The organism is Streptomyces sp. NPDC102259, from assembly GCF_044766465.1.
Taxonomy (GTDB): Bacteria; Actinomycetota; Actinomycetes; order Streptomycetales; family Streptomycetaceae; genus Streptomyces.
On the sequence record NZ_JBIWMA010000001.1, the window covers coordinates 442,075 to 464,513 of the forward strand.

Genomic DNA, 22,439 nt, shown 5'->3' on the forward strand with positions numbered 1-22,439 from the left:
GGCAACTCCGAGCAGTTTCGGGAAAGCGGTCCCGCTGCCGAACTCTAAGTGGCTCCATACCGATGGGTACGAGGTTTGAGTTATTGCGCTGTTATCAAACGACAATGTGACTGTTGTGATGTCCCTTAGCTGCTGTTACGCGAAGTAACCCTTGACCTTGATTCAGTTCCGGCCTCGCCATTCTGGTCGCACCAACGTTGTCGCGACCATGCATACGTACGAACGGCGCGGCTTGCTCAAGGCCTGCGGTACCCTAACGCCATGTGTGCTGTACGCCTTCTGCTTAGTGGGCCGCGCTGATCAGTCCCGACCGCCGGTGAACGGACGGTTCGGAATCGGCGCGGCGTCCCCTCCTGTGCGAGGGGATTTTTCGTTTCCTGGACGACAACCCGCTGGCAGAGACGATCGATGGAGCTTTGAGGACCATGAGCGAGACGAACCCCGCTGCCGCCGCCGCACCGGCGGAGGCCGCGCCGCACCGCTACACGGCAGCCATGGCCGCCGAGATCGAGGCACGCTGGCAGGACTTCTGGGACGCCGAGGGTACGTACGCCGCACCGAACCCGAAGGGCGACCTGGCCGGTGACCCCGAGCTGGTGGCCCGGCCCAAGAAGTTCATCATGGACATGTTCCCGTACCCCTCCGGTGCGGGCCTGCACGTCGGCCACCCTCTGGGCTACATCGCGACCGACGTCTTCGCGCGCTTCCAGCGCATGACCGGCCACAACGTCCTGCACACCCTGGGCTTCGACGCCTTCGGCCTGCCCGCCGAGCAGCACGCCGTGCAGACGGGCGAGCACCCGCGGATCACCACCGAAGCGGCCATCAACAACATGAAGTCCCAGCTGCGCCGGCTGGGCCTGGGCCACGACAAGCGCCGGTCGTTCGCCACGATCGACCCGGACTACTACAAGTGGACCCAGTGGATCTTCCTGCAGATCTTCAACTCCTGGTACGACGACGAGGCGGACAAGGCCCGTCCGATCGCCGAACTGGTCGCCCTGTTCGAGTCCGGTGAGCGGAGCGTGCGCGGCGACCGGTCCTGGAACGAGCTGACCGCCGCCGAGCGCGCCGACGTCCTGAGCGAGTACCGCCTGGCCTACGCCTCCGAGGCCCCGGTGAACTGGTGTCCCGGGCTGGGCACCGTGCTGGCCAACGAGGAGGTCACCGCCGACGGCCGTTCCGAGCGCGGCAACTTCCCCGTCTTCAAGGCCAAGCTGCGCCAGTGGAACATGCGCATCACCGCCTACGCGGACCGGCTGCTGGACGATCTCGACGCGCTGGACTGGCCCGAGGCCATCAAGCTGCAGCAGCGCAACTGGATCGGCCGCTCCGAGGGCGCCCGCGTCGACTTCCCCGTGGACGGCGAGCGCATCACGGTCTTCACCACGCGCCCGGACACCCTGTTCGGCGCGACCTACATGGTCCTGGCGCCCGAGCACCCGCTGGTCGACAAGTTCACCCCGGACGCCTGGCCCGAGGGCACGCACGACGTCTGGACCGGCGGCCACGCGAGCCCGGCCGAGGCCGTCGCCGCGTACCGCGCGCAGGCCGCGTCGAAGTCCGACGTCGAGCGCCAGGCCGAGGCCAAGGACAAGACCGGCGTCTTCACCGGCGTGTACGCGACCAACCCGGCCAACGGCGAGCAGGTCCCCGTCTTCATCGCCGACTACGTGCTGATGGGCTACGGCACCGGCGCGATCATGGCCGTCCCGGCGGGCGACCAGCGCGACTTCGAGTTCGCGCGCGCCTTCGAGCTGCCGATCCACTGCATCGTCGAGCCGACCGACGGCCGGGGCACCGACACGTCGACCTGGGAGAACGCGTTCGGGTCCTACGACGCGAAGATCATCAACTCCTCCAACGACGACATCTCGCTGGACGGCCTGGGCGTCGTCGAGGCCAAGGCGCGCATCACCGAGTGGCTGGCGCGCAAGGGGATCGGCAAGGGCACCGTCAACTTCCGCCTGCGCGACTGGCTGTTCAGCCGGCAGCGTTACTGGGGCGAGCCCTTCCCGATCGTCTACGACGAGGACGGCGTCGCCCACCCGCTGCCCGAGTCGATGCTGCCGCTGGAGCTGCCGGAGGTCGAGGACTACTCGCCGCGCACCTTCGACCCCGACGACGCGAACACGTCCCCGGAGACGCCGCTGTCGCGCAACGAGGACTGGGTGAACGTCACCCTGGACCTGGGCGACGGCAACGGTCCGCGCAAGTACCGCCGCGAGACCAACACCATGCCCAACTGGGCCGGTTCCTGCTGGTACGAGCTGCGCTACCTGGACCCGCACAACGGCGAGAAGCTGGTCGACCCGGAGATCGAGCAGTACTGGATGGGCCCGCGCGAGGGGCAGCCGCACGGCGGTGTCGACCTGTACGTCGGCGGCGCCGAGCACGCCGTACTGCACCTGCTGTACGCCCGCTTCTGGTCCAAGGTCCTGTTCGACCTGGGTCACGTCTCCTCCGCGGAGCCGTTCCACAAGCTGTTCAACCAGGGCATGATCCAGGCCTACGTCTACCGCGACAGCCGCGGCTTCCCGGTGCCGGCCGCCGAGGTGGAGGAGCGCGACGACGCGTACTTCTACCAGGGCGAGAAGGTCAGCCGCCTGCTGGGCAAGATGGGCAAGTCCCTGAAGAACGCGGTCACCCCGGAGGCGATCTGCGCCGAGTACGGCGCCGACACCCTGCGCCTGTACGAGATGGCGATGGGCCCGCTGGACGTGTCGCGCCCGTGGGACACGCGCGCGGTGGTGGGCCAGTACCGCCTGCTGCAGCGGCTGTGGCGCAACGTCGTCGACGAGACCACCGGCGAGCTGAGCGTCATCGACGACGAGCCCGACGAGGACACCCTGCGGGCCCTGCACAAGGCGATCGACGGGGTGCGCCAGGACCTGGAGGGCCTGCGCTTCAACACCGCCATCGCCAAGATCACCGAGCTGAACAACCACCTGACCAAGGCGGGCGGCGCGGTGTCGCGTTCCGTCGCCGAGCCCCTGGTGCTGCTGGTCGCCCCGCTGGCCCCGCACGTGGCCGAGGAGCTGTGGCGCCGGCTGGGCCACACCGACTCGGTCGTCCACCAGGACCTGCCGGTCGCCGACCCGGCGTACGTCGTGGACGAGAGCGTGACCTGCGTCGTGCAGATCAAGGGCAAGGTCAAGGCGCGTCTGGAGGTGTCCCCGGCGATCTCCGACGAGGAGCTGGAGAAGGTGGCGCTGGCCGACGAGGCTGTCGTGAAGGCGCTGGGCGGGGCCGGTATCCGCAAGGTCATCGTGCGGGCGCCGAAGCTGGTGAACATCGTTCCGGCATGAGCGTGAGCATGAGAACGACGGGGCGGTACGCACCGCGGAGCCGGGTGGCGCGGGCCGGTGAGTGCGGCTCCGGGTAGTCCCCTACGGGCAGGTTCGGGGTTCTTCTGGAACTCCGAGCCTGCCCTTCTCGTTTACCGTTTGAAGTACGGCGTGCCCTGTGCGGCGCCGGATGTGTCGTGGCAGGCCGGAGGAGGAGCTCGTGGAAGCAGTGATCGCAGTCGTCGCCCTGCTCTTCGTGCTTTTCCTGGTGCTCGGCGCCTACGCCACGGTGAAGGTGATCGGCGCCGCCAAGCGGGGCGTCGACCGCACCATCGACCAGGCCCGCCGCACGGTCGAGGACCACACTCTGCGAGCCAAGTCCTTCGCCCAGTTCGGACCGGCCGGCGAGATCGCCCAGTTGAGGCTCAAGCTGCGCACGTCGATGCGGGCCACCCAGGACGCGCTGTACGCGGGCGTCACCGAGGACGAGTCCCTCAAGGAGTCCCTCGCCCTGTTCCAGCGGCTCAGCGCGCACGGCCACGAACTGGACAGCGAGCTCAAGCGTCTGGAATCCGAACCGGACCGGACGACGCTCACCGCGCGGCTGCCCTCGCTGCGGGAGCGTACCGAGCGCATCGTGGGATCGGCGGACTCGCTGCGCTGGGCGGCCCGGGACCGGGCCCGCCGCTTCGCGGACGACGACCTCGACTCCCTCAGCACCCAGATCGACGTCGAGGCCGGTGCTCTGCGGCACTGGACCACGTCGGACCCCTCCACGCAGACGCCGCCGCCCCCGTGGCCCGAGGCGCCGGCCGCCGACAGCGCGGCGGCAGGACAGACCTGGCCGGAGACACCCGGCGCGCGCACCACGCAGGAACCGACGCGGCCCGCCATCACCCCACCGGGACCGCGCCCCGCCTACCCCTGGCAGAAGAAGCCGCGCCCCGAGAGCACCACCTGAGCCCGGTGCCGGATTCCTGCCCTCCGGGGCCCCGGTTCGCCGTGTGACGCGGTCCTGGATCAGGTGCCGTTGGGCGTGGTACTTGATTCGGTCAAGGGCGGTCCAGCTGCGAGGGGCCGGGCTGCCGCACGGGGGCTACGCCAGGTAACCTCCAGGTCATGTCCCGCCATGTCGCGATCGTCACGGATTCAACGGCCTACTTGCCGCAGCGGACGATGGAGCGTCACGGCATCATCGCGGTGCCCCTGACCGTCGTCCTCGGCGACCAGGCTCTCGAAGAGGGCACCGAGATCTCGACCCGTTCCCTCGCGCAGGCCTTGCAGAAGCGACGTTCCGTCACCACCTCGCGCCCCAGCCCCCAGCTCTTCGCCGAGACGTATCGCAGGATCGCCGAGTCCGGCGCCACCGGCATCGTCTCGCTCCACCTCTCCGCCGAGCTGTCCGGCACCTACGACGCCGCGGTCGTCGCGGCGCGTGAGGCGCCCGTGCCGGTACGGGTGGTGGACACCGGCATGGTCGCGATGGCGCTCGGCTTCTGCGCGCTCGCGGCGGCAGAGGTCGCCGAGGCGGGCGGCACCGTGGACGAGGCCGTCACCGCGGCGGAGAAGCGGGCGGCCGGCACCTCCGCCTATTTCTACGTCGACACCCTGGAGTACCTGCGCCGCGGCGGCCGGATCGGCACCGCCCAGGCCCTGTTGGGCTCCGCGCTCGCGGTGAAGCCGCTGCTCCAGCTGAACGGGGGGCGCATCGACCTGCTGGAGAAGGTACGGACGGCGTCGAAGGCGATCGCGCGCCTGGAGGAACTCGGGGCCGACCGGGCCGGCAGCGCGCCCGTCGACATCGCCGTCCACCATCTCGCCGCTCCCGACCGGGCTTCCGCTCTCGCCGACCGTCTGCGGTCCCGCGTGCCCGGACTCGCCGACCTGCATGTGAGCGAGGTCGGCGCGGTGATCGGGGCGCATACCGGGCCAGGGCTGCTGGGGGTCGTGGTCTCGCCGCGCTGAGGGCCCGGCTCACTCGTGTGAGTGACGGAGTTATCCACAACTGGGCCGTCAACCCCGGAAATTGAGCAAGATCAACGCGATGTGGCGAAGTGTCCGATCCTCGTCGCATGGCACTTCGATCACGTCCACGCAGCCCGAACGCGACCAGCGGCCCCGGCCGGGGCCGCGGCTCCGACGGCCGTTCCCACCGTCTCCGTCCGCCAGGCGGCGCCCGGACCGGACACCGGCATGCCTCGGCGGAGGAGAACCGCCGTCGGGCGAAGGTGCTCTTCGCCCGACGGCCCGGGGAACAAGGGGAGATGGGGATGGGGCCGCCGCCGGGTGCTCCGAAGAGGTCCGGTGCGCCGCAGGGAGCTGCGCCCGACGGTGAGGGTGAGCAGAACACCGATGTCGATGCCGCAGCTGTTGCTGATTTCGCAGCCGTTGGCGATGGCGGCATCGGCGGTGACGGCGGTGAGGAGGTCCGCAAGGGGAGTGGTCCTGGTGTCGCCGGGGCCTGGCAGGAGCGGGCGGGGCTTGCGCTGCGGGAGCGGATGCCGGTGTGGCTGCTGGCGCGCTGCGGACTGGAACGCGGGAGCGTGCTCGCGCTCTCGGTGCTGCTCCTCGTCGCCGCGGCCTTCGCCGTGCAGCACTTCTGGGTCGGCCGGGCCCAGCCGGTGCGGCCACCGGAGGTGGTGCGAGCCGCCGCACCCTACGAGGCCGAGGAGCCGAACCCGGCCGCTGGGCCCGCCCCTTCCGCAGGCCCGCCGGGCGTGGGGAGCACGGCCGGGGCCGAGATCGTGGTGGACGTCAGCGGCAAGGTGAGGAAGCCCGGCATCCACCGCCTCCCGGCCGGTTCACGGGTGGTCGACGCACTGGGCGCGGCCGGTGGTGTGCGACCGGGCACCGACACCGACGGTCTCAACCGCGCGCGCTTCCTCGTGGACGGGGAACAGGTCGTCGTCGGCGGCCCCGTGCCGCAGGCCGGGGCGGCGGGGACGGGAGCGGGTTCGTCGGCGGCGGGGTCCACCGGTGCGGGCACGGGAGCCGGGCCCCCGGTCCCCGTCTCCCTCAACACGGCCACCGTGGAACAGTTCGACACGCTGCCCGGTGTGGGCCCCGTGCTGGCGCGGCACATCATCGACTACCGGGTGCAGCACGGCGGTTTCCGATCGGTGGACGAACTGCGCGAGGTCAACGGCATCGGCGAGCGACGCTTCGCCGACCTGCGGAATCTCGTGCGGCCATGAGGCGCGAGGACACCGAGGCCGTCGGTGTTCGGGCCGGGCCCGGCTTCCCCGTCCGGCGGGCCGTGCACGCGGCCTCGGGGAAGCGGCTGGGCGACGCCCATCCGCGTCAGGAAGGGCCGGTGGATCTACGGCTCGTACCACCCGCACTCGCGGCCTGGGCGACGGCGGCGCTGACGTTGGACGCGTCCACGGGGTGGGTGGGTGGCATCGTGGCCGTCTGCCTGCTGGCCGGCGGTGCCCTTCTGATCGTGAGGCGGCGTGCGGCGAGGCGCGGTGCGGGCCCTGTTGACGGCCGGCGCCTGTGGCCCAGGGCCACCGTCGCGGCCTCGTTGCTCTGCGTGGCCGCGGCTGCCGCGTCGGCCGGGCTGCACGGGGCCGATCTGCGTCGCGGGCCGGTGCCGAAGTTGGCTCGGGAGTACGCGACCGTCACCGCCGAGGTCGAGATCACCTCCGACCCACGACTCACCCGGCCCCGGGTCAGAGGGGACCATGTGACTTCGGACTCCGTCCTGATCAACGCCGAGGTGCGCAGAGTCGAGGGGACTGCCCGGACGGCCGTGGCGACGCGGGCCCCGGTGCTGGTGCTGGTGGACGTCGGTTCGCGCCGGGGCACGGGTGGAGCACGGGCGAATCCCGAGGGCCGCCAGGTGCCCGGCGGTCGGATTGTCGCCGGGGCCGGGGCCGGGGCCGGGGCCGGGGTCGGTGTGCGGGGCGTCGGGGCGCGGTCCGGGGCTTCGTGGCTGGGGCTGTTGCCGTCCACACGGGTGCGGGTGACCGGGCGGCTGGTGCCCGCGCTGGCCGGCGGGGACCGATTCGCGGCCGTGCTGCGGGTGCGGGGCCGAGCGGCGCCGTCGGTCGTGCGGGAACCGTCGGCCGCGCAGCGGTGGGCGGGGCGGCTGCGGGCCGGGCTTCGGGAGGCCACCGACGGACTTCCGGCGGACGCGAGGGCACTGCTGCCGGGGCTGGTCGTCGGGGACACCTCGCGGATCACCCCCGAGCTGGACGAGGCGTTCAAAGAGACGGATCTGGCCCACACCCTCGCCGTTTCCGGCAGCAACCTCACGATCATCCTCGTGCTGCTCCTCGGCCCGCCCGGGCTGGCCCAGCACGTCGAGCGCCGCGGTCTGGCGCCTCGCCTCGGCGTCCCGCTCCGGGCGACCGCGCTGCTCGGTGGAGCGCTCACGCTCGGCTTCGTGGTGGTGTGCCGGCCCGATCCGAGCGTGCTGCGCGCCGCGGCCTGCGGAGCGATCGTGCTGCTCGCCCTGGCGACCGGCCGCCGTCGCTCCCTGATCCCGGCGCTGGCGACGGCGGTGCTGCTGTTGGTGCTGTACGACCCGTGGCTGGCCCGGAGTTACGGGTTCCTGCTGTCCGTCCTGGCCACCGGAGCCCTGTTGACGCTGGCGCCGCGCTGGAGTGCCGCGCTGCGAAGGCGCCGGGTGCCCCCGCGGCTCGCGGAGGCGTTGGCGGCCGCGGGAGCCGCGCAGGCGCTGTGCGCGCCGGTCGTGGCTGTGCTGTCGGCGCGGGTGAGTCTGGTGGCGGTGCCCTGCAATCTCCTGGTGGAGTTCGCGGTCGCGCCGGCGACGGTACTGGGCTTCGCGGTGCTGGCGACTGCTCCCGTGGCGATGCCGGTGGCCGAGGCGCTGGCCTGGTGCGCGAGTTGGCCGGCCCGGTGGATCGCGGGTGTGGCGCGGACCGGGGCGGCGCTGCCCGGCGGGGGAGTGGACTGGCCCGGGAGCTGGGGTGGGGCGTTCCTGCTCGCCCTGGTCACGGGCGGGGTGCTGCTGCTCGGGCGGCGGTTGTCGCGGCACCCGTGGCTGTGCGCGGTCTGCGGAGCGCTGCTTCTGCTGGTGGTGGTACAACCGCCGCCGCTGACCCGGGTGCTCACGGGCTGGCCGCCCCCGGGCTGGCGGCTTGCGATGTGCGACGTGGGGCAGGGTGACGCGACCGTCCTGGCGGCGGGTGGGGGCGCCGGTGTGGTGGTCGACGCCGGACCGGACCCGGCGCTGGTCGACCGCTGTCTGCGCAAGCTCGGGATCACCCGGGTGCCGCTCGTCGTGCTGACCCACTTCCACGCCGATCATGTGGCCGGGCTGCCGGGGGTGCTGCGGGGCCGGGCGGTGGGGGCGATCGAGACGACGGGGTTCGAGGAGCCCGTGGACCAGGTGGAGTTCGTACGGAAGGAGGCGGAGGCGAGGCACGTGCCGGTGGTGCGGGCCGCGGCCGGGGAGCGGCGGCGGGTCGGTGCTCTCGACTGGGAGGTGCTGTGGCCGCCACCGAGCCCGGCGCCGCGACCGGACGGACCGAACGACGCGAGCGTGACGCTGCTCGTACGGGTGGCCGGTCTGCGGATGCTGCTGCTCGGCGACCTCGAACCCCCGGCCCAGCAGGCACTGTTGCGGTCGGCGGCGGCACCGCTGGTGCGTGGGGTGGACGTGCTCAAGGTGGCCCATCACGGGTTCGCCTTAGTCCCTTGTAACCCTACGTCGGACGTGCGAGGACCCCGGCCCGTTGGGACCGGGGTCCTCTGCTGGATTGGCCGGTCAGCCGGCCCGCAGCCCCTCCGCAAGGCGCTCCACGGCCTGGTTCAGGCTGTCCACCACGGCCGCGATGACCGGGCCCCGCGCAATGACGGCCGCCAGCTCCACCTCGACCTTGAGCAGGGCCAGCTCTGCCTCGGACGGCTGTGGGTCGGGGACCAAGCGGAGCCTGCGGCCCCAGCGCCGGCGCAGTAGCGGCGTATCGATGTCCTCGCCAAAGTCCGGGACGTTATCGGCCGGTTCGTGCTTCATGATGGGTTCGCTTCTCTCCTGGTTGACGTCATCTATCGGTCGGGGAAGCAGACCGCCGGGGACCTGGCGTGGCCCCCGGCGGTCGCACGTGCGGATCAGGCGGGCAGGATCTCGAAGCCCGGCACTCCCAGCCGTTCCGCCTCGCCCTCCATCCACAGCAGGAAGCGAGCCTGGAGCAGCGTGGGCGTGAGGCCTGCGGCCACGCGGTCGTCTCCGGTCGCGTCGATGAGCGCGAGGAAGCTGCCGAGACTGTTCGACGTCATCGCGAGGAGGACGTGCTGAGCGACGTTGTACGGCAGTGCGGTGCGTGATGCGGTGCTGTGCGCCATGTCGATCCCTCCGAGGTGTCAGGACAGCCGGGCGGCGGTCTGGCGGGCGGCGCCGCGCAGGGCGGCCGACAGGCACGCGGCGGCGGGGCTGGGCTGCGCATGGTCGGCCCTCGAGCCGAGGTCGGCGAACAGGTCGGCCAGTGCCACGGTCTCGGAGTCGTCGCCTGCCGCGTACGCCATCGTCAGCACGTTGGCGGCCTGAGCACCGGTGAGGCGGGGGGTGTGGAGTGCGGGCAGGGCGGGGATGTACGCCATGATGGTGTTGCCTTTCGAGTCGTCTCGCTTGGCCGTGAGTAGGAACGGAAGGCACCGGGCCGCTGGGGTGGATAGACCCCGGCGGCCTTTTCAGATCTTCGGACTGATGGGTTTCGCGTAGGCGAGCAACTCGGACCGGCTCACCTTGATCAGCCGGCCGACCTTGTAGCCCTGGACCCACCCGGCCTTGACCCAGTTGCGGATGGTGGCGACGTGGCAGCCCAGCAATTCGGCTGCTTCGGCCGCTCGGATCAGATCAGTGGGCGTCTCGCTCGGCATCGCGGGTTCCTTCCGTAAACGCAAAGAGGCCGGGGCGTTCACCGGAGTGGTGAACGCCCCGGCCAAGTTCCTTGGTCCTGGGGGCCTTCCAAGTGGACCGTTGCCGGTCCGCCCGCCTGTCTTGCTGCTCTCAGAGTGCATGCGCTTCGCCGAATTCGCAATAGTTCGTGCGAAGTTGTGAGAGATCAACATAAAGGAGCAGATGGGGCGTCGGTTGTCGGCCTGACACGGTCGAACGATTCCGGCCATGGTCTGACGTGTCAGCGTGTCATTCAGCCCATCGTTGGACGTCAGTCAGCGCCGTGTCAGGAGACAGAATCCGTCCCCGGACCTTGGGTGTCTCCCTGTTCCCCGGGCGGTCGGCTGTCAGCCGTCAGGGGCGTGGCTGGAATCGCACCCTTCCCCTGCCGACCGGCGGGCGATCAGAGCCCGATACCGATCAACGGGGAGTTCTTCACGCGGTCGATGGTCTGCACGTAGCCCGCGAGCGTCCGCGAGCCGTCACCCCACCCACCTGCGCGGGCGATGGACAGCAGGTCACTGCCCGCCGCATACGCGGCCGTGGCGAAGCCCCGGCGCAGGGAGTGCCCGGACCATTCGCCCTTCAGATCGCAGCGGTCGGCGAGCGTGGCCACCAGGTCCCCGATGGCTTCACCGGTCATCCGGCCCGTGGGGTCTCCGATGATCTGGCCCCGGCGCATCATCGGCGGAGCCACCCGGCCGTGCCGGTCGATGCGGACGAACAGTGGGCCCTCGGTGCGCCCGGCCTCGGCGAGTGCCACCAGGTAGGCGCGCAGCGCGCGGACGGGGCAGGTCGCCGGGTCGGTCCCGTACATGACCGGGGCGTCCGTCCACTCGCGGACCTTGTGCCGGTAAACGTGCACGTCGTAGCCGTGCTCGGTCTCCGTGGCGCTGGAGACGTCCAGGGACGACAGCTCGGAGACGCGGGCCGCCGTGGCGAACCCGAGCAGGAGCAGCGCAGCGTCCCGCTTCCCCTTCAGCGTCGTGCGGTCGACGTCCGCGAGCATGGCGCGCAGCTCCCGGGGCGTGGCGGGGGCCGCCTTGCGCGGGCGGGCCGCCGGGTCTTTGGCCTTGGCCAGCTTGTCCAGGTGGCCGCTCAGCACCTTGCGCGCGCCGATGACCTCGGGCGGGGTGACGCCGGCCGCCCGGTGCGCGGCACGGATGGAGGTCAGGGCCCGGCGGATGGACGACGGAGCCAGCGGCCGGCCAGTGCGCGCGGACGGCGTGGCCGCCAGGTACGTCACGTACTCCACCAGCGTCTCGGCCGTGGCAGGCAGCGGGCGCTCACCGGTCGCGGCGCACCAGACGGTGAACGCGGCCCAGTCGGAGCTGTATCCGCGCCGGGTGTTGTCGGCCGTCCCGGCCTCCAGCGCAGCGCGGGCCGCCTCGGACAGCGGGCGCGGTCCGGCGGTGCGGATCTCGGGGGCGAGAGCCGACCGTTCCATGATCTCCGTCATCGTCCCTCGCTCCGTGTTCTGGCTCCTGATATCCCGAGACTATCAGGAGCCAGAGGTGTTCGCCTAGGCATACAGAGCGATTGAACGGAAGTCAGGATGCGGAGCGGGGCGAGACGGTACCGGCGGTACCAGTCCGTGTCCGCCACCTCCGCGTCACCTGCGGGTGTCCGCGCCGGGCGGAGCGGGCGGAAGAGAGTCCTAGGTCGCAGCGATGCCGGTGCTGTCCGGCACCCCGTCAGACCCGTGTCACAGCCGGGTCACCGGACAGTCAGGGCGCGTCCGTGGACGTGTCCGAGGCGTCACCGAGGATCGTCCGACGAGTGTCACCGACCGGACGCGGACGGGGATAGTCGCGGCCCGCGTCGCTTACGGCCGCCGCGAGCAACAGGGCCCGCTCGCCGTCGGCCAGGGCCAAGACGTCCGCGAGCTGCCGGGCGACCGTGCGTGACGGTACGCGCTCGGAGGACTCCAGGCCCACGAGGTATGACGGGGCGATGCCGACCGCACGAGCCGTGGCGCGCAGCCCTGTTCCGGTGCGCAGCCGCGCCGCGTGGAGCATGGGTCCGAGGCTCGCCGGCGGAACCCGCCGGATGCGGTGGGCCACCGTCAGTTCCTCCCCCACGGCGCGAGGACGCGGGAGAGCGCGGCGCCCTGCACTCGGGCACGCAGCTCGGGCGGCCACGTCGCCACCGCTGCTGCGTCTTCCTCGGTCAGGCCCGATGGCGGGGCCACGGACCTCTCGGGCGCCGGGGCGCGGTGGGCCGAGACCAGGCGCCGGTACTCCGCGCGGAGCCGCTGCACGCGGCCGGCTGCTCCCGGGGTGTCCGGCCGGCGGGCGATGTCCCGCAGCTCCCGCTTGATCTCGCGGCGCCTCGAGGCGTTCTTCTCGGCAGGCTTCATGGCTGCCCCTCCCTCTGACGTGCAGTTTTGTGAGCAGTACCGTCAGTACCGTCTAGCCCGGATCAGTTTGCACAAGTATCTAGTCATTAATTGTCGTTAATGGCGGTACCGGGGGTTTCGTCCGAATCTCCTTCACCGAGCGGGCCGAACTCCTCCTCAAAGTCGGCGAGGGCGTCCAGCACGGCGTCCGCGCCGTCCGGTCCGTCGCCGCGCTGCGCCCGGGTGGCCGACGGCCCCGGCGGAAGCGCGAGCTGGGAAACCATGGGCGCGGGCGCCCGCTCCTCGGCTACGACGCGGTAGCGGATGCCGCCCGGTCCGTCGATGAACAGCGCTCCGCTGGAGACGTACGGCGTGCACGCGGCCGGCGGATGCTGCAACGGCTCAGGCTCCGGGCCCCCGGTGAGCGCGGCTGCGGCGGCCTCGAGGGCGGCCGTCCGGCGCTCACCCTCCACGCTCAGGACGCGCAGGGCTGCGAGGACTGCGACAGTCACGGCCTCGGTCTCCTGATCCAGGCGCCTGTCGAGTTGGACACTCAGCGCCTCGGGGGCGTCCACGCCCCGCAGCTTCCGCCGGCTCTCGTTGACCCGCAGAGCGGCGGACAGGGCCTTGATCTGCGTATCCGCGTCCTTGGCCGGGTCCGAGACGATGGTGAACGCACGGGACCACAGCTCGGACAGCTCCGCGTCCCGGCGAGCCGCGTACTCCTCCGCCGGCGGGCCGACCCGGCGCCCGATCTCCTCCGTGATGATGGCGTGGATGCGGGACGGGCTCAGGCTCTCCGCTGCGGCGATCTCGCGTTCCGTCTTCCCGGCCAGAGCCAGACCGTAGATACGCGCGTCCCGCTCCGCCCGCTGCGCCTTGCTCTTGGACACCTGCTCACCTCCCTGTGCTCACTTCCGGGGCATGGTCGCCCCTTCCCGGCAAACGGCCAAACGAGGTCAGGGTCCTGATCCGGTCAAGCGATGCGCGATCCCGTGCGGAAGGCATCAACTCCCTTGCAACGTGGGGAGGATGGGCGAATGACCTTCAACTGGGAAACTCCACCGTGGCTGCGGCCTGAGGACTCCTCGTACATGACGGTGACGCTCACGAGTGAGAGCAACGGGCAGGTCTCTCTCATCTCGGAGGCCGCGCGGGGTGACAACGCCACCGAAGCACTCGCGGACCTGCTCATGGGGCCCGGTGGTGTGGGAGGCCGGCCGCTGCTGCCGGAACTCATAGCCGTGGTGGTCCGGCGCGGCATCGATGTGATGTGGATAGCGCAGCCGCCCATCCATGTGGAAGCCGGGGACAAGGAAGGCGAATGGAAGATCGGCGTCCCCGAAGACGGGGACGACGTGACGGTGTTCTCCGCACCTCAAGCGCGTGACCTGCTGGCCCGCCTGCAAGCGGAGTACGGCGCCCGGTAGGAGGCACAGGGCCGAGGTCACCGACGAGATGGCGTGGTTGATACCGGAACGGGGCTGAGCGAGACACACGCGCGCCTGGTCGTCCGGCGCACCCGCCGCCGTGGCGGGCTTTCGGTGGCTGAGGCTCCACGGGGTCGAGTGGCAGTTTCGTTGATGGACGGGTGCCGGTTCGGTGGCGGTTCTGCCTCTCGGTAGCGCCAGCAGGGGCAGATCTGCCTCTCGGGCGGTCCGCCGGTGGCACTTATCTGCCTCCGGGTGGCACTTCTGAATTCGAAAAGTGCCACCCACCGAAACGGGGTCCGACCTGCGGGTTTCGCGGGCCGGACCCCTCCGGGTGGCAGAAGTGGCAGTTTTCTGGGGTTTCTCAGCTACGGCGTGGTGTAGGGGGTGCAATCCCCAGGTCGCAGCAGTAGCTCAGAAAGTGCCACTTCTGCCACCTCTACTCGAATGGATCGGCGGACGGCTCCTTGATCACGTTCAGCGCCCGCGTCTTGGACGGGCCCACGCGGATCTCTCGCACCCCGGGGCACCCCTTCAGTCGGCTTGTGAGGGTGTTCCGCCCGAGCGACTTGAGCCCGTTGGCCTCGGTCCACTCCTGGAACAGCTTGAGCAGCTCGGCGGGCTTCAGTCCCTCACCTGGCTTGGTGGTGACGGCCAGTTCCTCACTGAACCACTGCCGCACCCGGTCCGACCGGGACTCGAACTCGGCTGCCACGTGCGGCAGAGTCTCCGCGTATCGGCCCCGCTCCGCCTTGCGCTGCCACGCCTTGACCCAGCGCACGAGGATGCCGGGCAGTTCCTCCCGGATCTTCCGCTCCAGCCCCGGATCCTCGCGGCCCGCAAAGGAGTGCGGGAAGCAGAACGGCTTGATGCGCTCCACGTACGCCCGGGACGACTCGCTGACCTGGGGCAGCTCGTTGGCGCTGAAGGCGAAGAGCGCCGTGTTCGTGAACGCGAACTGCCGCCCGTGCTTTCGGTCTGCGTGCACGGCGTCCTCGCCCGTGAGCATCTTGAACAGGGACAGGTCCGATACATCCGCGCCTGACAGGTCGGCCGCTGCGTTGAGGATCTTGCCGTACAGGTTGGCCGCCGCGAAGCGGTTGTCTGCGAGCTGGTGCAACGTCACGGCGGACACGTTCACCTCTCCGCCTGCGATGAGCTGCATAATCCGCAGGAACGTGGACTTGCCGGACCGGGACGGACCGAACAGGAACACAGCCTTGGACGGTGTCCGGGACGGGTTCAGCATCGTGCTGACGACCTCCTCCAAGTCGTCGACCTGGTCCGGGCACACCTCCTTCAGCCATGCCTCGTACACCGGGCACTGCGCCTCGGTGTCCCACGCCACGGGAAGCTGCGCCGTGGACAGGTACGCCGGGTCGTGGGGCTTCAGCTCGCCCGTGCGCAGGTCCAGCATTCCGTTGGCCAGGTTCACCAGCGGCTCGTCGGTGTGGGTCCTTAGCACGCGGCCTGTCTCATACAGGGTGGCCTGCGCCTTCTGCTCCGCTGCGGACAGGTGCGCCGGGCGGTGCTGCTCACCCAGCAGCCGAGCCACGGCGGCCGTGAAGCCCAGGCCGTCGATGCGGTACACGCCATCCCGGTATAGGGCGATCTTGTCCTCTGCGGTCAGGGCTGCCGGGTGATCGGCGAGGACGCGGCTGGTCAGGGTCTCCACCTTGAGGCCGCCGAACCCGTCGAAGAACTCGGACTTCCTCTTGGGCGGGGCCTTGGGCAGCTTGTCCGTGGCCTTGTCCGTGAGGTTCACCAGGAAGCGCGCCCGGGTGTGCTCGGGCCTACGGCCCAGCATGTCGTCCAGGCCGTCCTTCTGGCTGCCTCCCAACAGCCGGGCCACGCGGACACTGCGGGCCTCTTCGGCGTCCAGCGCCTCCAGCAGACCGCCGATGGCGTCGTACACGTCGCGGTTGTCCGCCAGGTCCGCGTCATGGAAGACCACGATGTCCTTGCCCAGCGCCCACGTCAGGTCCGCGCCGCGCCACCCCCAGCAGCCATTCATGCCGACCACGCCCCAGTCATCGGGGGCGTACCTGGCGGCGGCTACGGTCTGGAGATTGCCTTCCACGAGCAGCGTGGACGCTCCCGGCTCAGCCGGCCGGACATGGTTAAGCGGGTTGGGTTCGCCGTCCTTGCGCTTCGGGCACACGTACTTGCGCGGCTCGCCGTCTACGACCACCGGCACATCGGGCCGGTAGTGCCACACCGTGGAGCCGTCGGGCTGCCGCCACGGGATGAGAAACCCGGGCTGCCGCACGAACACCCCGGCAATGCCGCGCGACGTAGCGTCGTCGGGGTGGCGGCACGGGATGATCCCGAACTCCCGGGCCCACTCCTCGCTGATCGCACGCGCTACCAGTGCGGCCAGGCTCTCCGGAGTGAATTCGATGATCCGGTTAATTCCGGTGTCCGCTGCGGTAGCATTAACAGCAGTCGTTGTCGTGTTAGCGCCCGGCATGACTTTCTGAGAGCCCCGGTTGCCGCCGGGGCTTTCTACGTATGCGTTCATTCGGTGGCGCCCCCCGCCGGAACGAGCAGGGACCGCAGCTTGTCGAGGTGCTCCGAGGTCAGCTCGGGGGCACGGTCCACGATCTTCTGGACGTAGTGCTCTACCGACAGTTGCGCGGCTCGCGCCTTCTGCGCGCGCTCGCGGCGGACTTCAGGGGACGCCGGGTTCTTCAGAACGTACTTCCTGGGCACGTGGCACTCCACGAAGGTTCGGCGGAGCCCTCAGGCTCCGGGTTCCTTCGGCTGGAGGGCTCTCCCCTCCTACGACCTGCGTGCATAGCCGGTGTTCCTGGCGAGCGCCGTACCCGCATCGCGGCCCGTCCGGGGCCTACACATGTAATTTAGCCGCTCAATTGCCAGTCGAAACGGCGTCAGGAACGCTCTATCCGTAACGGTTTGATGTTTTAGTTAAACCAACCTGCGGCACTTGCACGGGAGTTGATTTAGCTAATTCATAAGGCGCACGCCTCCCGGCTCCGATCTCGGCCGGTCCGGTTCCGGAAAGCGTGCGCCGGAATCGAGCGTATCTTCCTTCCGGAACAACACTTTCCGGAATTGAACGGGGCAGGTCGGACGATGGGTCAGATACCGGTGGCAATGGCGGCCCGAGTCCTCGGACTCAGCGAACGGGGCCTGCGATACATGATCAGCACGGGAAACATCCGGGACGCCTCGCGCGCCGGCCAGCCCGCCGCCGTTCGCGAGGACGACGTGACCCGGCTGCTCCACGAGCGGCGGACGGAAGCCTCCGCGCGGCAGCCGGACGCCCTGACGTTCGCGCAGCAGGTGCGCCGGACCATCTGGCCGGACGAGGATCTGGACATGGTCGTCCTCGCGGACGGCCGCGAAGACATCGCCAACCCCGACCAGGCCCGGCGCGTCATCTCGTCGCCGCGTGGCCGCGACACCTTGCGCACGTTGAATTCCGACGCGGTGGCCCTGTTCGGCCGGGCCGCCGTGGAGACGGCTGCGATCCCGAGGGACACCTGGCGCACACACTGCCGCTGGTGCTACGCCGATGCGTCCGCCCGTGCACTGGGAGGGCTGCGGCCTGCGGACTCCCCGGCGTATGTCGCGCTGCTCGGGGCGCAGCCGTGCCCGAGGGACCGGGAGCGGTGGGCCGCCGAGGACCGCGAGCGCCGACTGGCCCGGGGCCGGGCGCAGGCCGACCGGCTGGACGCGGCCCTCGAGGCCGAACAGTCCCGCGTCCGGCAGGAGTTCCGGGCTGCTGAGGACGCGCTCGGTACGGCCTCTCGCCGCCGCACGGAAGCCATCCGGCGCCTGGCGTCAGTAGACCCGGCTACGGCCCTCACAGCGGCAGCCAGGTCCACGCGGGGTGCTGTGATGGCCTGCGGCTGCACGCGGACGCGGTACTGCGACGGTCACGCGGCCGTGTTCGGCACGCACGACCGCACCCAGGCGTACCGATGAGCCGGGCAGCTACAGGCCGCTGCGCCTGCTCCGGGAACGGCTCCGACTGGCGGCCGTGCCTGGCCCACTTCGACGCCCTGTCCGATCCGGACCGCCGGCGCGTCAAGATCCGGTACGGCCTCGCGGGCGGCGGAGCCCTGTTCGATCTGCGGGAGAGGAGCGAGCGATGACGGCCCGGCAGGAACTCATCGACAACGGCCGCGAGGCGATAGAGGCACTGACCCAGGACTACCGGGCCGCCGTGGGAACGGTCGTGGAATTGGTCCAGCTCACCACGGGCGTGGACCTGACCCCGGCGAACCGGCCGCCCATCATGGACGCCACCCGCGCGCAGCTCGTGCACGCGGCGGCCCGCGCGCGCTCCGCCCTGGCCGCGATGGAACAGGTGCTGGGCGTGACGTGGGGCGAGTTGCAGACCCTCGGCGAGGTGATCCGGGACCCGTTCTGGACCGACGAGGAACGCGAGCGGATAGCGGAGTGCCTGATCCGGGCGGGGCTGTCATGACCTCCATAACGCAGCCGGTCAGCCCAGCGGCCCGCGCAAGGTTCCGGCAGATCCTCGCGGCTCACCCCGGGCTGACGCTGGACGAACTGACGGAGCGCCTGGAGCGCGCTCACGACCGCCTGTCGGCCCCGTTGGTGCTCGGGTACCTGCACCGGTGCCGGGAAGTCCGCAAGGACGACGACGGCCGCATCTGGCCGGTGTAAGCCACCGGCCCCGGGACTGGGCACCTCGGGGCCGGGACACGCAGAGCCCCGCCGGGAAGACCGTCTCCTTCCGCCCGGCGGGGCTCTGTCATGCGCGGGGACAAGATCGCTTTCGGCCCCTGAATACGCCTCGGAGCGAAAGGGCGAAAGGCGAGAGGTTCAGTTCGCCAGGTGGCTCATGTCCCGGCGAGAGAGGGAAGCATCCGGGCGAGAGCCACTCGCCCTCGGGACAAGATCGTTGGTGTCCCGTTGCAGATGAGGGCTGGTGTAAGGCGGGACAAGATCTCTTGCGCCCGGAGAAAGAGGCAAGAGGTTCAGCGGGACAAGATCGCGCGTGTCCCCCGACTTTGTCCCCTTGTTCCCGGCAGGGGGACAACCGCAGGGTCACTCGGCACGGACCCACCTCAGCCGCTCCGTAACGGGCACGGACGTACGGCTGGGCGCCCGCATCACACGTACTTGCCCGAGGACTTCAGGGGCCAGCAGAAGGCCCGCCACGGCGCGCTGACGCTGCACCCCGGCCGCCTCCCACCACGCCACGAGGTCGGCCCCCGGGTCGGTGGGCAGGATGCCCTCCAGCGGGTCCGGGGCCGTCATCCGGGCCAGCTTCGCCTCGAGGGCGGCGGCGTCCTGCTCCAGCTCCTCCATGTCAGCCGTGCGCTGGAGGCGCGCACGGGCTGTCTTTGGACGCGGCGCGGCCTCCAGCACCTCCAGCTCGGCGCGCAGGCCGTCCAGTTCGGCGCGCACGGCGGCCTCCGCCTCGGTGCGGTCGGCGGCCGGCCGTCGCAGCCGTGCGAGACGCTGCGGGGCGGACAGGTAGGCGAGGATCACGCCCAACACGGGCCGGGGCTCCCTGGTCTCGAGGTCCGCCGCCTCCAGGTCGCCGATCAGCACCCGGTCCGTCTCCGCCTTGGGGATCCACACGTGGCCCCGGGCCCCGCACTGGTAGCCGACCGCGTCCCTGGAACCCTTCCGCCTGCGGGTGACGACCACCATTCCGGCCCCGCAGACGTCGCATTTGATCGTCATGGTCAGCACGTGCTGAATGTGTTCGCCGGTGTAGTTCCGGCGGGACGGGTCGGCCAGGAGCCGCTGGACCTGGTCGAACAGTTCGCGACCGACGATCGGCGTCCACCCCTCCCACTGCTCAGGCGTCAGGACGCCGTTGTGCTTGCGCAGCCCGGCGTTGGCCGGCCGCAGCAGCATTGAACGGAGGCTCTGGGGAGTGAACGCCTTCCCGTTCTTCCCGGTCACACCGCGCTTCTCCCAGTCCCGGGCTATGGCGTACATGGGCTCTGGCAGCCTGCTGTCCACACCCGCCACGCGCTCGTACAGCTCCTTGACCAGGGGGCCGGTCTCGGGGTCCGGGTATTGCGTGACGGGGCGCGGGCGGCCGTCCACCACCTCGTAGTCCCGGCGATAGCCGAAGGGCAGTTGACCCTGCGGACGCCCCTCGCGGGCTGCGCCGTTGAGGCCGCGAAGCGTGCGTGCGGACAGCAGCCGGGCTTCCTTCTCCGCGTCGTTGATGCCGCTGATCAGGCTATGCCGGTCCTGGTAGTTGGCGGGGTTGTAGGTGCGCTCGTGGGACGTGATGTGGATCAGGTAGCCGCCGTCCTCGCAGGCGTCCACGAGGGCTACGCCCCGGCCGGTCTCGCGGGCCAGGCGGCTGATCTCCCACAGCACCAGGACGTCACCGGGCTTGCCGAAAGCACCGGATTGCAGGTCGGCCAGCATCTGTTCGAAGTCGTCGCGGATCTTGCGCGCGTATTTGCTGGCACTGCCAGTGTCCTCGTAGGGCTCGCCCCACGCCCACGGGCCGTGGTCCAGTTCGGCCGCCAGGTTGTCGCTGTGCTGGTCGCGGGTGCTCTTGGTCGACCGGTTCCGGCCCTTGCTGACGCGCAGGTACTCTCTCGCGGTCCGCACTACAACCTCTGCGGCGATGCGTTGTGTCGTGGCGGTCATTGCCCCCGCCCCCTCCCTGTTCCCCTGTCACTGTTCCTTGTCCCCTAGGGACTAAGGCGGAACCACGGCTCCGCCTACCAGGATCCTGACCTGATACGCGCCGTGGCGCCACGGCTGGCGCTGATCTCCTGCGGCGCGGACAACCCGTACGGACACCCCGCGCCGAGCACGGTCGCGGCGCTGCGCGCGGGAGGGGCGACTGTGCTGCGGACGGACCGGGACGGGGCGCTGGCGGTGGCCGCCGGGACGGGAGGAGAGCTGCGGGTGACGCGGGACTGAACACGGAGAGCCTCTCGGCGACGGCTGGAGTGACCGGCCCGGGGCGACCGGCTGGAGTGACCGGCGGGGGTGACCGGCGGGGGCGACCGGCTGAGGTGACCGACCGGGCTGACTAGTCGAGCTGAAAGGTCGAGCTGACTAGTCGAGCTGAAAGGTCGGGGTGAAAGGTCGAGCTGAACGGTCGGGGTGGACCTCTGGGGGACCGGTTGGAGCGCTGTCTCCTGGGCGTGTCGGAAAATGGTGCGGTGAGTGATGTGAGACATGTGCTGGTGCTGCCCGATCGCGATGCCGCCGATGAGGTGGCCCAGGCGCTCGGGGAGCGGTTCGGTGTGCGTGAGGAGCCGCGGGTCGTCCGGGACGCGTTGGCGGGGGAGGACGACGCGGAGGACGCGCAGTGGCTCGTCCTGCTGCGGGACGAGGAGGAACGGCTCGACGCGGCGGCGCTGGACGAGTTCGCGGGGGAGTGGGAGGGCTGGCGGGAGGAGCCGTGAGCGGGACCCGTCGGCGGGCTCCTTGGCGGCCGGTCGGCGGCACCTTGGCGGCTCGTCGGTGGGGGTCGGGTTGTCAGTGGCTCGTGGGATGCTGTCCGTGATGGCCAGGAAGACTGCGAATGACGACCCGCTCGCCCCGCTGACGCTTGCCGTGGGACAGGAGGACCTCCTGCTCGACCGTGCCGTGCAGGAGGTGGTGGCCGCCGCCAGGGCCGCCGACGCCGACACGGACGTGCGCGACCTGACCCCGGAGCAGGTGCAGCCCGGCACGCTCGCCGAGCTGACCAGCCCGTCGCTCTTCGCGGAGCGCAAGGTCGTCGTCGTACGCAACGCGCATGATCTGTCCGCCGACACGGTGAAGGACGTCAAGGCGTACCTGGGGGCGCCCGCCGAGGAGATCACGCTGGTGCTGCTGCACGCCGGCGGAGTCAAGGGCAAGGGGCTGCTGGACGCCGCGCGCAAGGCGGGGGCGCGGGAGGTGGCCTGTCCGAAGATGACCAAGCCGGCGGACCGGCTGGCCTTCGTACGACAGGAGTTCCGGGCGACCGGGCGGTCGGCCACGTCCGAGGCCTGCCAGACGCTCGTCGACGCCATCGGCAGCGATCTGCGGGAGCTGGCGTCGGCCGTGTCCCAGCTGGTCGCCGATGTCGAGGGGACCATCGACGAGGCCGTCGTCGGGCGGTACTACACCGGGCGGGCCGAGGCCTCGAGCTTCACCGTCGCCGACCGGGCGGTGGAGGGGCGTGCCGCCGAGGCGCTGGAGGCGCTGCGCTGGTCGCTGGCGACCGGGGTCGCGCCGGTGCTGATCACCAGTGCGCTGGCCCAGGGAGTGCGGGCCATCGGCAAGCTGTCCTCGGCGCGCGGCGGCCGGCCGGCCGATCTCGCGCGGGAGCTGGGCATGCCACCCTGGAAGATCGACCGGGTGCGCCAGCAGATGCGGGGCTGGACGCCGGACGGAGTGGCCGTCGCGCTCCAGGCCGTCGCCGAGGCGGACGCGGGAGTGAAGGGCGGCGGTGACGACCCCGAGTACGCCCTCGAGAAGGCCGTCGTGGCGATCGCGCGGGCGGCGCGGTCCGGGGGGCGCGGGTAGCCGTACATCCCAGGTGTCACCGGCGTGATCCAGTAGCC

Annotated in this window: 22 protein-coding genes and 1 pseudogene; 13 read left to right on the top strand and 10 right to left on the bottom strand. The window is 70.8% G+C overall.

Features of this window, described 5'->3' with window-relative positions; all coding sequences use genetic code 11:
• The first annotated feature begins 425 nt into the window (after nt 1-425).
• The 5 genes from leuS to ACIRPU_RS02045 all read left to right on the top strand — a co-directional run bounded on the left by leuS (nt 426) and on the right by ACIRPU_RS02045 (nt 9,213).
• The gene (gene leuS / locus ACIRPU_RS02025; protein ID WP_403860364.1) at nt 426-3,308 is read left to right on the top strand and encodes a leucine--tRNA ligase; all 2,883 of its coding nucleotides are present in this window, start codon (nt 426-428) and stop codon (nt 3,306-3,308) included.
• 199 nt (nt 3,309-3,507) lie between these two features.
• Nucleotides 3,508-4,248 (top strand): hypothetical protein, encoded by a 741-nt coding sequence (locus tag ACIRPU_RS02030; protein WP_403860367.1) that lies wholly within the window; start codon nt 3,508-3,510, stop codon nt 4,246-4,248.
• Nucleotides 4,249-4,406: 158 nt separating this feature from the next.
• Nucleotides 4,407-5,252: a DegV family protein gene (locus ACIRPU_RS02035; protein ID WP_355701297.1), complete on the top strand. Its 846-nt coding sequence runs from the start codon at nt 4,407-4,409 to the stop codon at nt 5,250-5,252.
• A gap of 107 nt (nt 5,253-5,359) precedes the next feature.
• Entirely contained in the window at nt 5,360-6,481 is a 1,122-nt protein-coding gene (locus ACIRPU_RS02040; protein ID WP_403860371.1) for a helix-hairpin-helix domain-containing protein, read from the top strand.
• Nucleotides 6,478-9,213 (top strand): ComEC/Rec2 family competence protein, encoded by a 2,736-nt coding sequence (locus tag ACIRPU_RS02045; RefSeq protein WP_403860374.1) that lies wholly within the window; start codon nt 6,478-6,480, stop codon nt 9,211-9,213. The genes ACIRPU_RS02040 and ACIRPU_RS02045 overlap by 4 nt, the downstream gene beginning before the upstream one ends.
• Nucleotides 9,214-9,365: 152 nt before the next feature.
• On the opposite strand, the gene ACIRPU_RS02050 is transcribed toward ACIRPU_RS02045, so the two are convergent.
• From ACIRPU_RS02050 to ACIRPU_RS02080, 7 genes are all read right to left on the bottom strand, one after another.
• Nucleotides 9,366-9,599, bottom strand: a complete 234-nt coding sequence (locus ACIRPU_RS02050) for a hypothetical protein (RefSeq protein ID WP_403860377.1) — start codon at nt 9,597-9,599, stop codon at nt 9,366-9,368.
• Between the two features lie 18 nt (nt 9,600-9,617).
• On the bottom strand, nt 9,618-9,854 hold the full coding sequence (locus ACIRPU_RS02055; protein ID WP_403860380.1) for a hypothetical protein: 237 nt from the start codon (nt 9,852-9,854) through the stop codon (nt 9,618-9,620).
• Nucleotides 9,855-9,944: 90 nt separating this feature from the next.
• Nucleotides 9,945-10,133: a helix-turn-helix domain-containing protein gene (locus ACIRPU_RS02060; protein ID WP_403860383.1), complete on the bottom strand. Its 189-nt coding sequence runs from the start codon at nt 10,131-10,133 to the stop codon at nt 9,945-9,947.
• 422 nt (nt 10,134-10,555) lie between these two features.
• On the bottom strand, nt 10,556-11,611 hold the full coding sequence (locus ACIRPU_RS02065; protein ID WP_403860386.1) for a tyrosine-type recombinase/integrase: 1,056 nt from the start codon (nt 11,609-11,611) through the stop codon (nt 10,556-10,558).
• Between the two features lie 268 nt (nt 11,612-11,879).
• Nucleotides 11,880-12,215, bottom strand: a complete 336-nt coding sequence (locus ACIRPU_RS02070; RefSeq protein WP_403860389.1) for a helix-turn-helix domain-containing protein — start codon at nt 12,213-12,215, stop codon at nt 11,880-11,882.
• 2 nt (nt 12,216-12,217) lie between these two features.
• The gene (locus tag ACIRPU_RS02075; RefSeq protein WP_403860392.1) at nt 12,218-12,511 is read right to left on the bottom strand and encodes a hypothetical protein; all 294 of its coding nucleotides are present in this window, start codon (nt 12,509-12,511) and stop codon (nt 12,218-12,220) included.
• 86 nt (nt 12,512-12,597) lie between these two features.
• Entirely contained in the window at nt 12,598-13,383 is a 786-nt protein-coding gene (locus ACIRPU_RS02080; protein ID WP_403860395.1) for a hypothetical protein, read from the bottom strand.
• A 201-nt stretch (nt 13,384-13,584) separates the two neighbouring features.
• On the opposite strand from ACIRPU_RS02080, the gene ACIRPU_RS02085 reads away from it, so the two are divergent.
• Entirely contained in the window at nt 13,585-13,920 is a 336-nt protein-coding gene (locus ACIRPU_RS02085; RefSeq protein WP_403860398.1) for a hypothetical protein, read from the top strand.
• Nucleotides 13,921-14,359: 439 nt separating this feature from the next.
• Here the strand turns inward: ACIRPU_RS02085 and ACIRPU_RS02090 are convergent, their stop codons facing one another.
• Both ACIRPU_RS02090 and ACIRPU_RS02095 read right to left on the bottom strand, forming a co-directional pair.
• On the bottom strand, nt 14,360-16,390 hold the full coding sequence (locus ACIRPU_RS02090; RefSeq protein WP_403860401.1) for a phage/plasmid primase, P4 family: 2,031 nt from the start codon (nt 16,388-16,390) through the stop codon (nt 14,360-14,362).
• A 47-nt stretch (nt 16,391-16,437) separates the two neighbouring features.
• Nucleotides 16,438-16,632, bottom strand: a complete 195-nt coding sequence (locus ACIRPU_RS02095; RefSeq protein WP_403860404.1) for a hypothetical protein — start codon at nt 16,630-16,632, stop codon at nt 16,438-16,440.
• A gap of 450 nt (nt 16,633-17,082) precedes the next feature.
• On the opposite strand from ACIRPU_RS02095, the gene ACIRPU_RS02100 reads away from it, so the two are divergent.
• The 4 genes from ACIRPU_RS02100 to ACIRPU_RS02115 are packed head-to-tail and all read left to right on the top strand — an operon-like array spanning nt 17,083 to nt 18,579.
• A complete protein-coding gene (locus ACIRPU_RS02100) occupies nt 17,083-17,871 on the top strand; it encodes a hypothetical protein (RefSeq protein ID WP_403860407.1) in 789 nt (262 codons plus the stop codon).
• Nucleotides 17,868-18,041 carry a hypothetical protein gene (locus ACIRPU_RS02105; RefSeq protein ID WP_403860410.1) on the top strand — a complete coding sequence of 58 codons (174 nt, stop codon included), beginning with the start codon at nt 17,868-17,870 and terminating at the stop codon, nt 18,039-18,041. The genes ACIRPU_RS02100 and ACIRPU_RS02105 overlap by 4 nt, the downstream gene beginning before the upstream one ends.
• Nucleotides 18,038-18,376, top strand: a complete 339-nt coding sequence (locus ACIRPU_RS02110) for a hypothetical protein (RefSeq protein WP_403860413.1) — start codon at nt 18,038-18,040, stop codon at nt 18,374-18,376. The genes ACIRPU_RS02105 and ACIRPU_RS02110 overlap by 4 nt, the downstream gene beginning before the upstream one ends.
• Nucleotides 18,373-18,579 carry a hypothetical protein gene (locus ACIRPU_RS02115; RefSeq protein ID WP_403860416.1) on the top strand — a complete coding sequence of 69 codons (207 nt, stop codon included), beginning with the start codon at nt 18,373-18,375 and terminating at the stop codon, nt 18,577-18,579. Before ACIRPU_RS02110 ends, ACIRPU_RS02115 begins: the two co-directional genes overlap by 4 nt.
• Before the next feature lie 384 nt (nt 18,580-18,963).
• Here the strand turns inward: ACIRPU_RS02115 and ACIRPU_RS02120 are convergent, their stop codons facing one another.
• A complete protein-coding gene (locus ACIRPU_RS02120; RefSeq protein ID WP_403860419.1) occupies nt 18,964-20,541 on the bottom strand; it encodes a recombinase family protein in 1,578 nt (525 codons plus the stop codon).
• A 60-nt stretch (nt 20,542-20,601) separates the two neighbouring features.
• Between ACIRPU_RS02120 and ACIRPU_RS02125 the strand changes: the two are divergent.
• The 3 genes and pseudogenes from ACIRPU_RS02125 to holA form a co-directional block, all read left to right on the top strand.
• A pseudogene (locus ACIRPU_RS02125) lies at nt 20,602-20,820 on the top strand (hypothetical protein); the annotation flags it as partial.
• A 245-nt stretch (nt 20,821-21,065) separates the two neighbouring features.
• Nucleotides 21,066-21,311 carry a hypothetical protein gene (locus tag ACIRPU_RS02130; RefSeq protein ID WP_355701294.1) on the top strand — a complete coding sequence of 82 codons (246 nt, stop codon included), beginning with the start codon at nt 21,066-21,068 and terminating at the stop codon, nt 21,309-21,311.
• A gap of 100 nt (nt 21,312-21,411) precedes the next feature.
• Nucleotides 21,412-22,401, top strand: a complete 990-nt coding sequence (gene holA / locus ACIRPU_RS02135) for a DNA polymerase III subunit delta (RefSeq protein ID WP_403860422.1) — start codon at nt 21,412-21,414, stop codon at nt 22,399-22,401.
• Nucleotides 22,402-22,439 lie beyond the last annotated feature (38 nt).

Excerpts from the sequence above, each read along its gene's own strand:
- leuS (WP_403860364.1), top strand. The coding sequence starts at position 426 with ATGAGCGAGACGAACCCCGCTGCCGCCGCCGCACCGGCGGAGGCCGCG.
- ACIRPU_RS02035 (WP_355701297.1), top strand. The coding sequence starts at position 4,407 with ATGTCCCGCCATGTCGCGATCGTCACGGATTCAACGGCCTACTTGCCG.
- ACIRPU_RS02040 (WP_403860371.1), top strand. The coding sequence starts at position 5,360 with ATGGCACTTCGATCACGTCCACGCAGCCCGAACGCGACCAGCGGCCCC.
- ACIRPU_RS02045 (WP_403860374.1), top strand. The coding sequence starts at position 6,478 with ATGAGGCGCGAGGACACCGAGGCCGTCGGTGTTCGGGCCGGGCCCGGC.
- ACIRPU_RS02050 (WP_403860377.1), bottom strand. The coding sequence starts at position 9,599 with ATGGCGCACAGCACCGCATCACGCACCGCACTGCCGTACAACGTCGCT.
- ACIRPU_RS02055 (WP_403860380.1), bottom strand. The coding sequence starts at position 9,854 with ATGGCGTACATCCCCGCCCTGCCCGCACTCCACACCCCCCGCCTCACC.
- ACIRPU_RS02060 (WP_403860383.1), bottom strand. The coding sequence starts at position 10,133 with ATGCCGAGCGAGACGCCCACTGATCTGATCCGAGCGGCCGAAGCAGCC.
- ACIRPU_RS02065 (WP_403860386.1), bottom strand. The coding sequence starts at position 11,611 with ATGACGGAGATCATGGAACGGTCGGCTCTCGCCCCCGAGATCCGCACC.
- ACIRPU_RS02075 (WP_403860392.1), bottom strand. The coding sequence starts at position 12,511 with ATGAAGCCTGCCGAGAAGAACGCCTCGAGGCGCCGCGAGATCAAGCGG.
- ACIRPU_RS02085 (WP_403860398.1), top strand. The coding sequence starts at position 13,585 with ATGACGGTGACGCTCACGAGTGAGAGCAACGGGCAGGTCTCTCTCATC.
- ACIRPU_RS02090 (WP_403860401.1), bottom strand. The coding sequence starts at position 16,390 with ATGCCGGGCGCTAACACGACAACGACTGCTGTTAATGCTACCGCAGCG.
- ACIRPU_RS02100 (WP_403860407.1), top strand. The coding sequence starts at position 17,083 with ATGATCAGCACGGGAAACATCCGGGACGCCTCGCGCGCCGGCCAGCCC.
- ACIRPU_RS02105 (WP_403860410.1), top strand. The coding sequence starts at position 17,868 with ATGAGCCGGGCAGCTACAGGCCGCTGCGCCTGCTCCGGGAACGGCTCC.
- ACIRPU_RS02110 (WP_403860413.1), top strand. The coding sequence starts at position 18,038 with ATGACGGCCCGGCAGGAACTCATCGACAACGGCCGCGAGGCGATAGAG.
- ACIRPU_RS02115 (WP_403860416.1), top strand. The coding sequence starts at position 18,373 with ATGACCTCCATAACGCAGCCGGTCAGCCCAGCGGCCCGCGCAAGGTTC.
- ACIRPU_RS02120 (WP_403860419.1), bottom strand. The coding sequence starts at position 20,541 with ATGACCGCCACGACACAACGCATCGCCGCAGAGGTTGTAGTGCGGACC.
- holA (WP_403860422.1), top strand. The coding sequence starts at position 21,412 with ATGGCCAGGAAGACTGCGAATGACGACCCGCTCGCCCCGCTGACGCTT.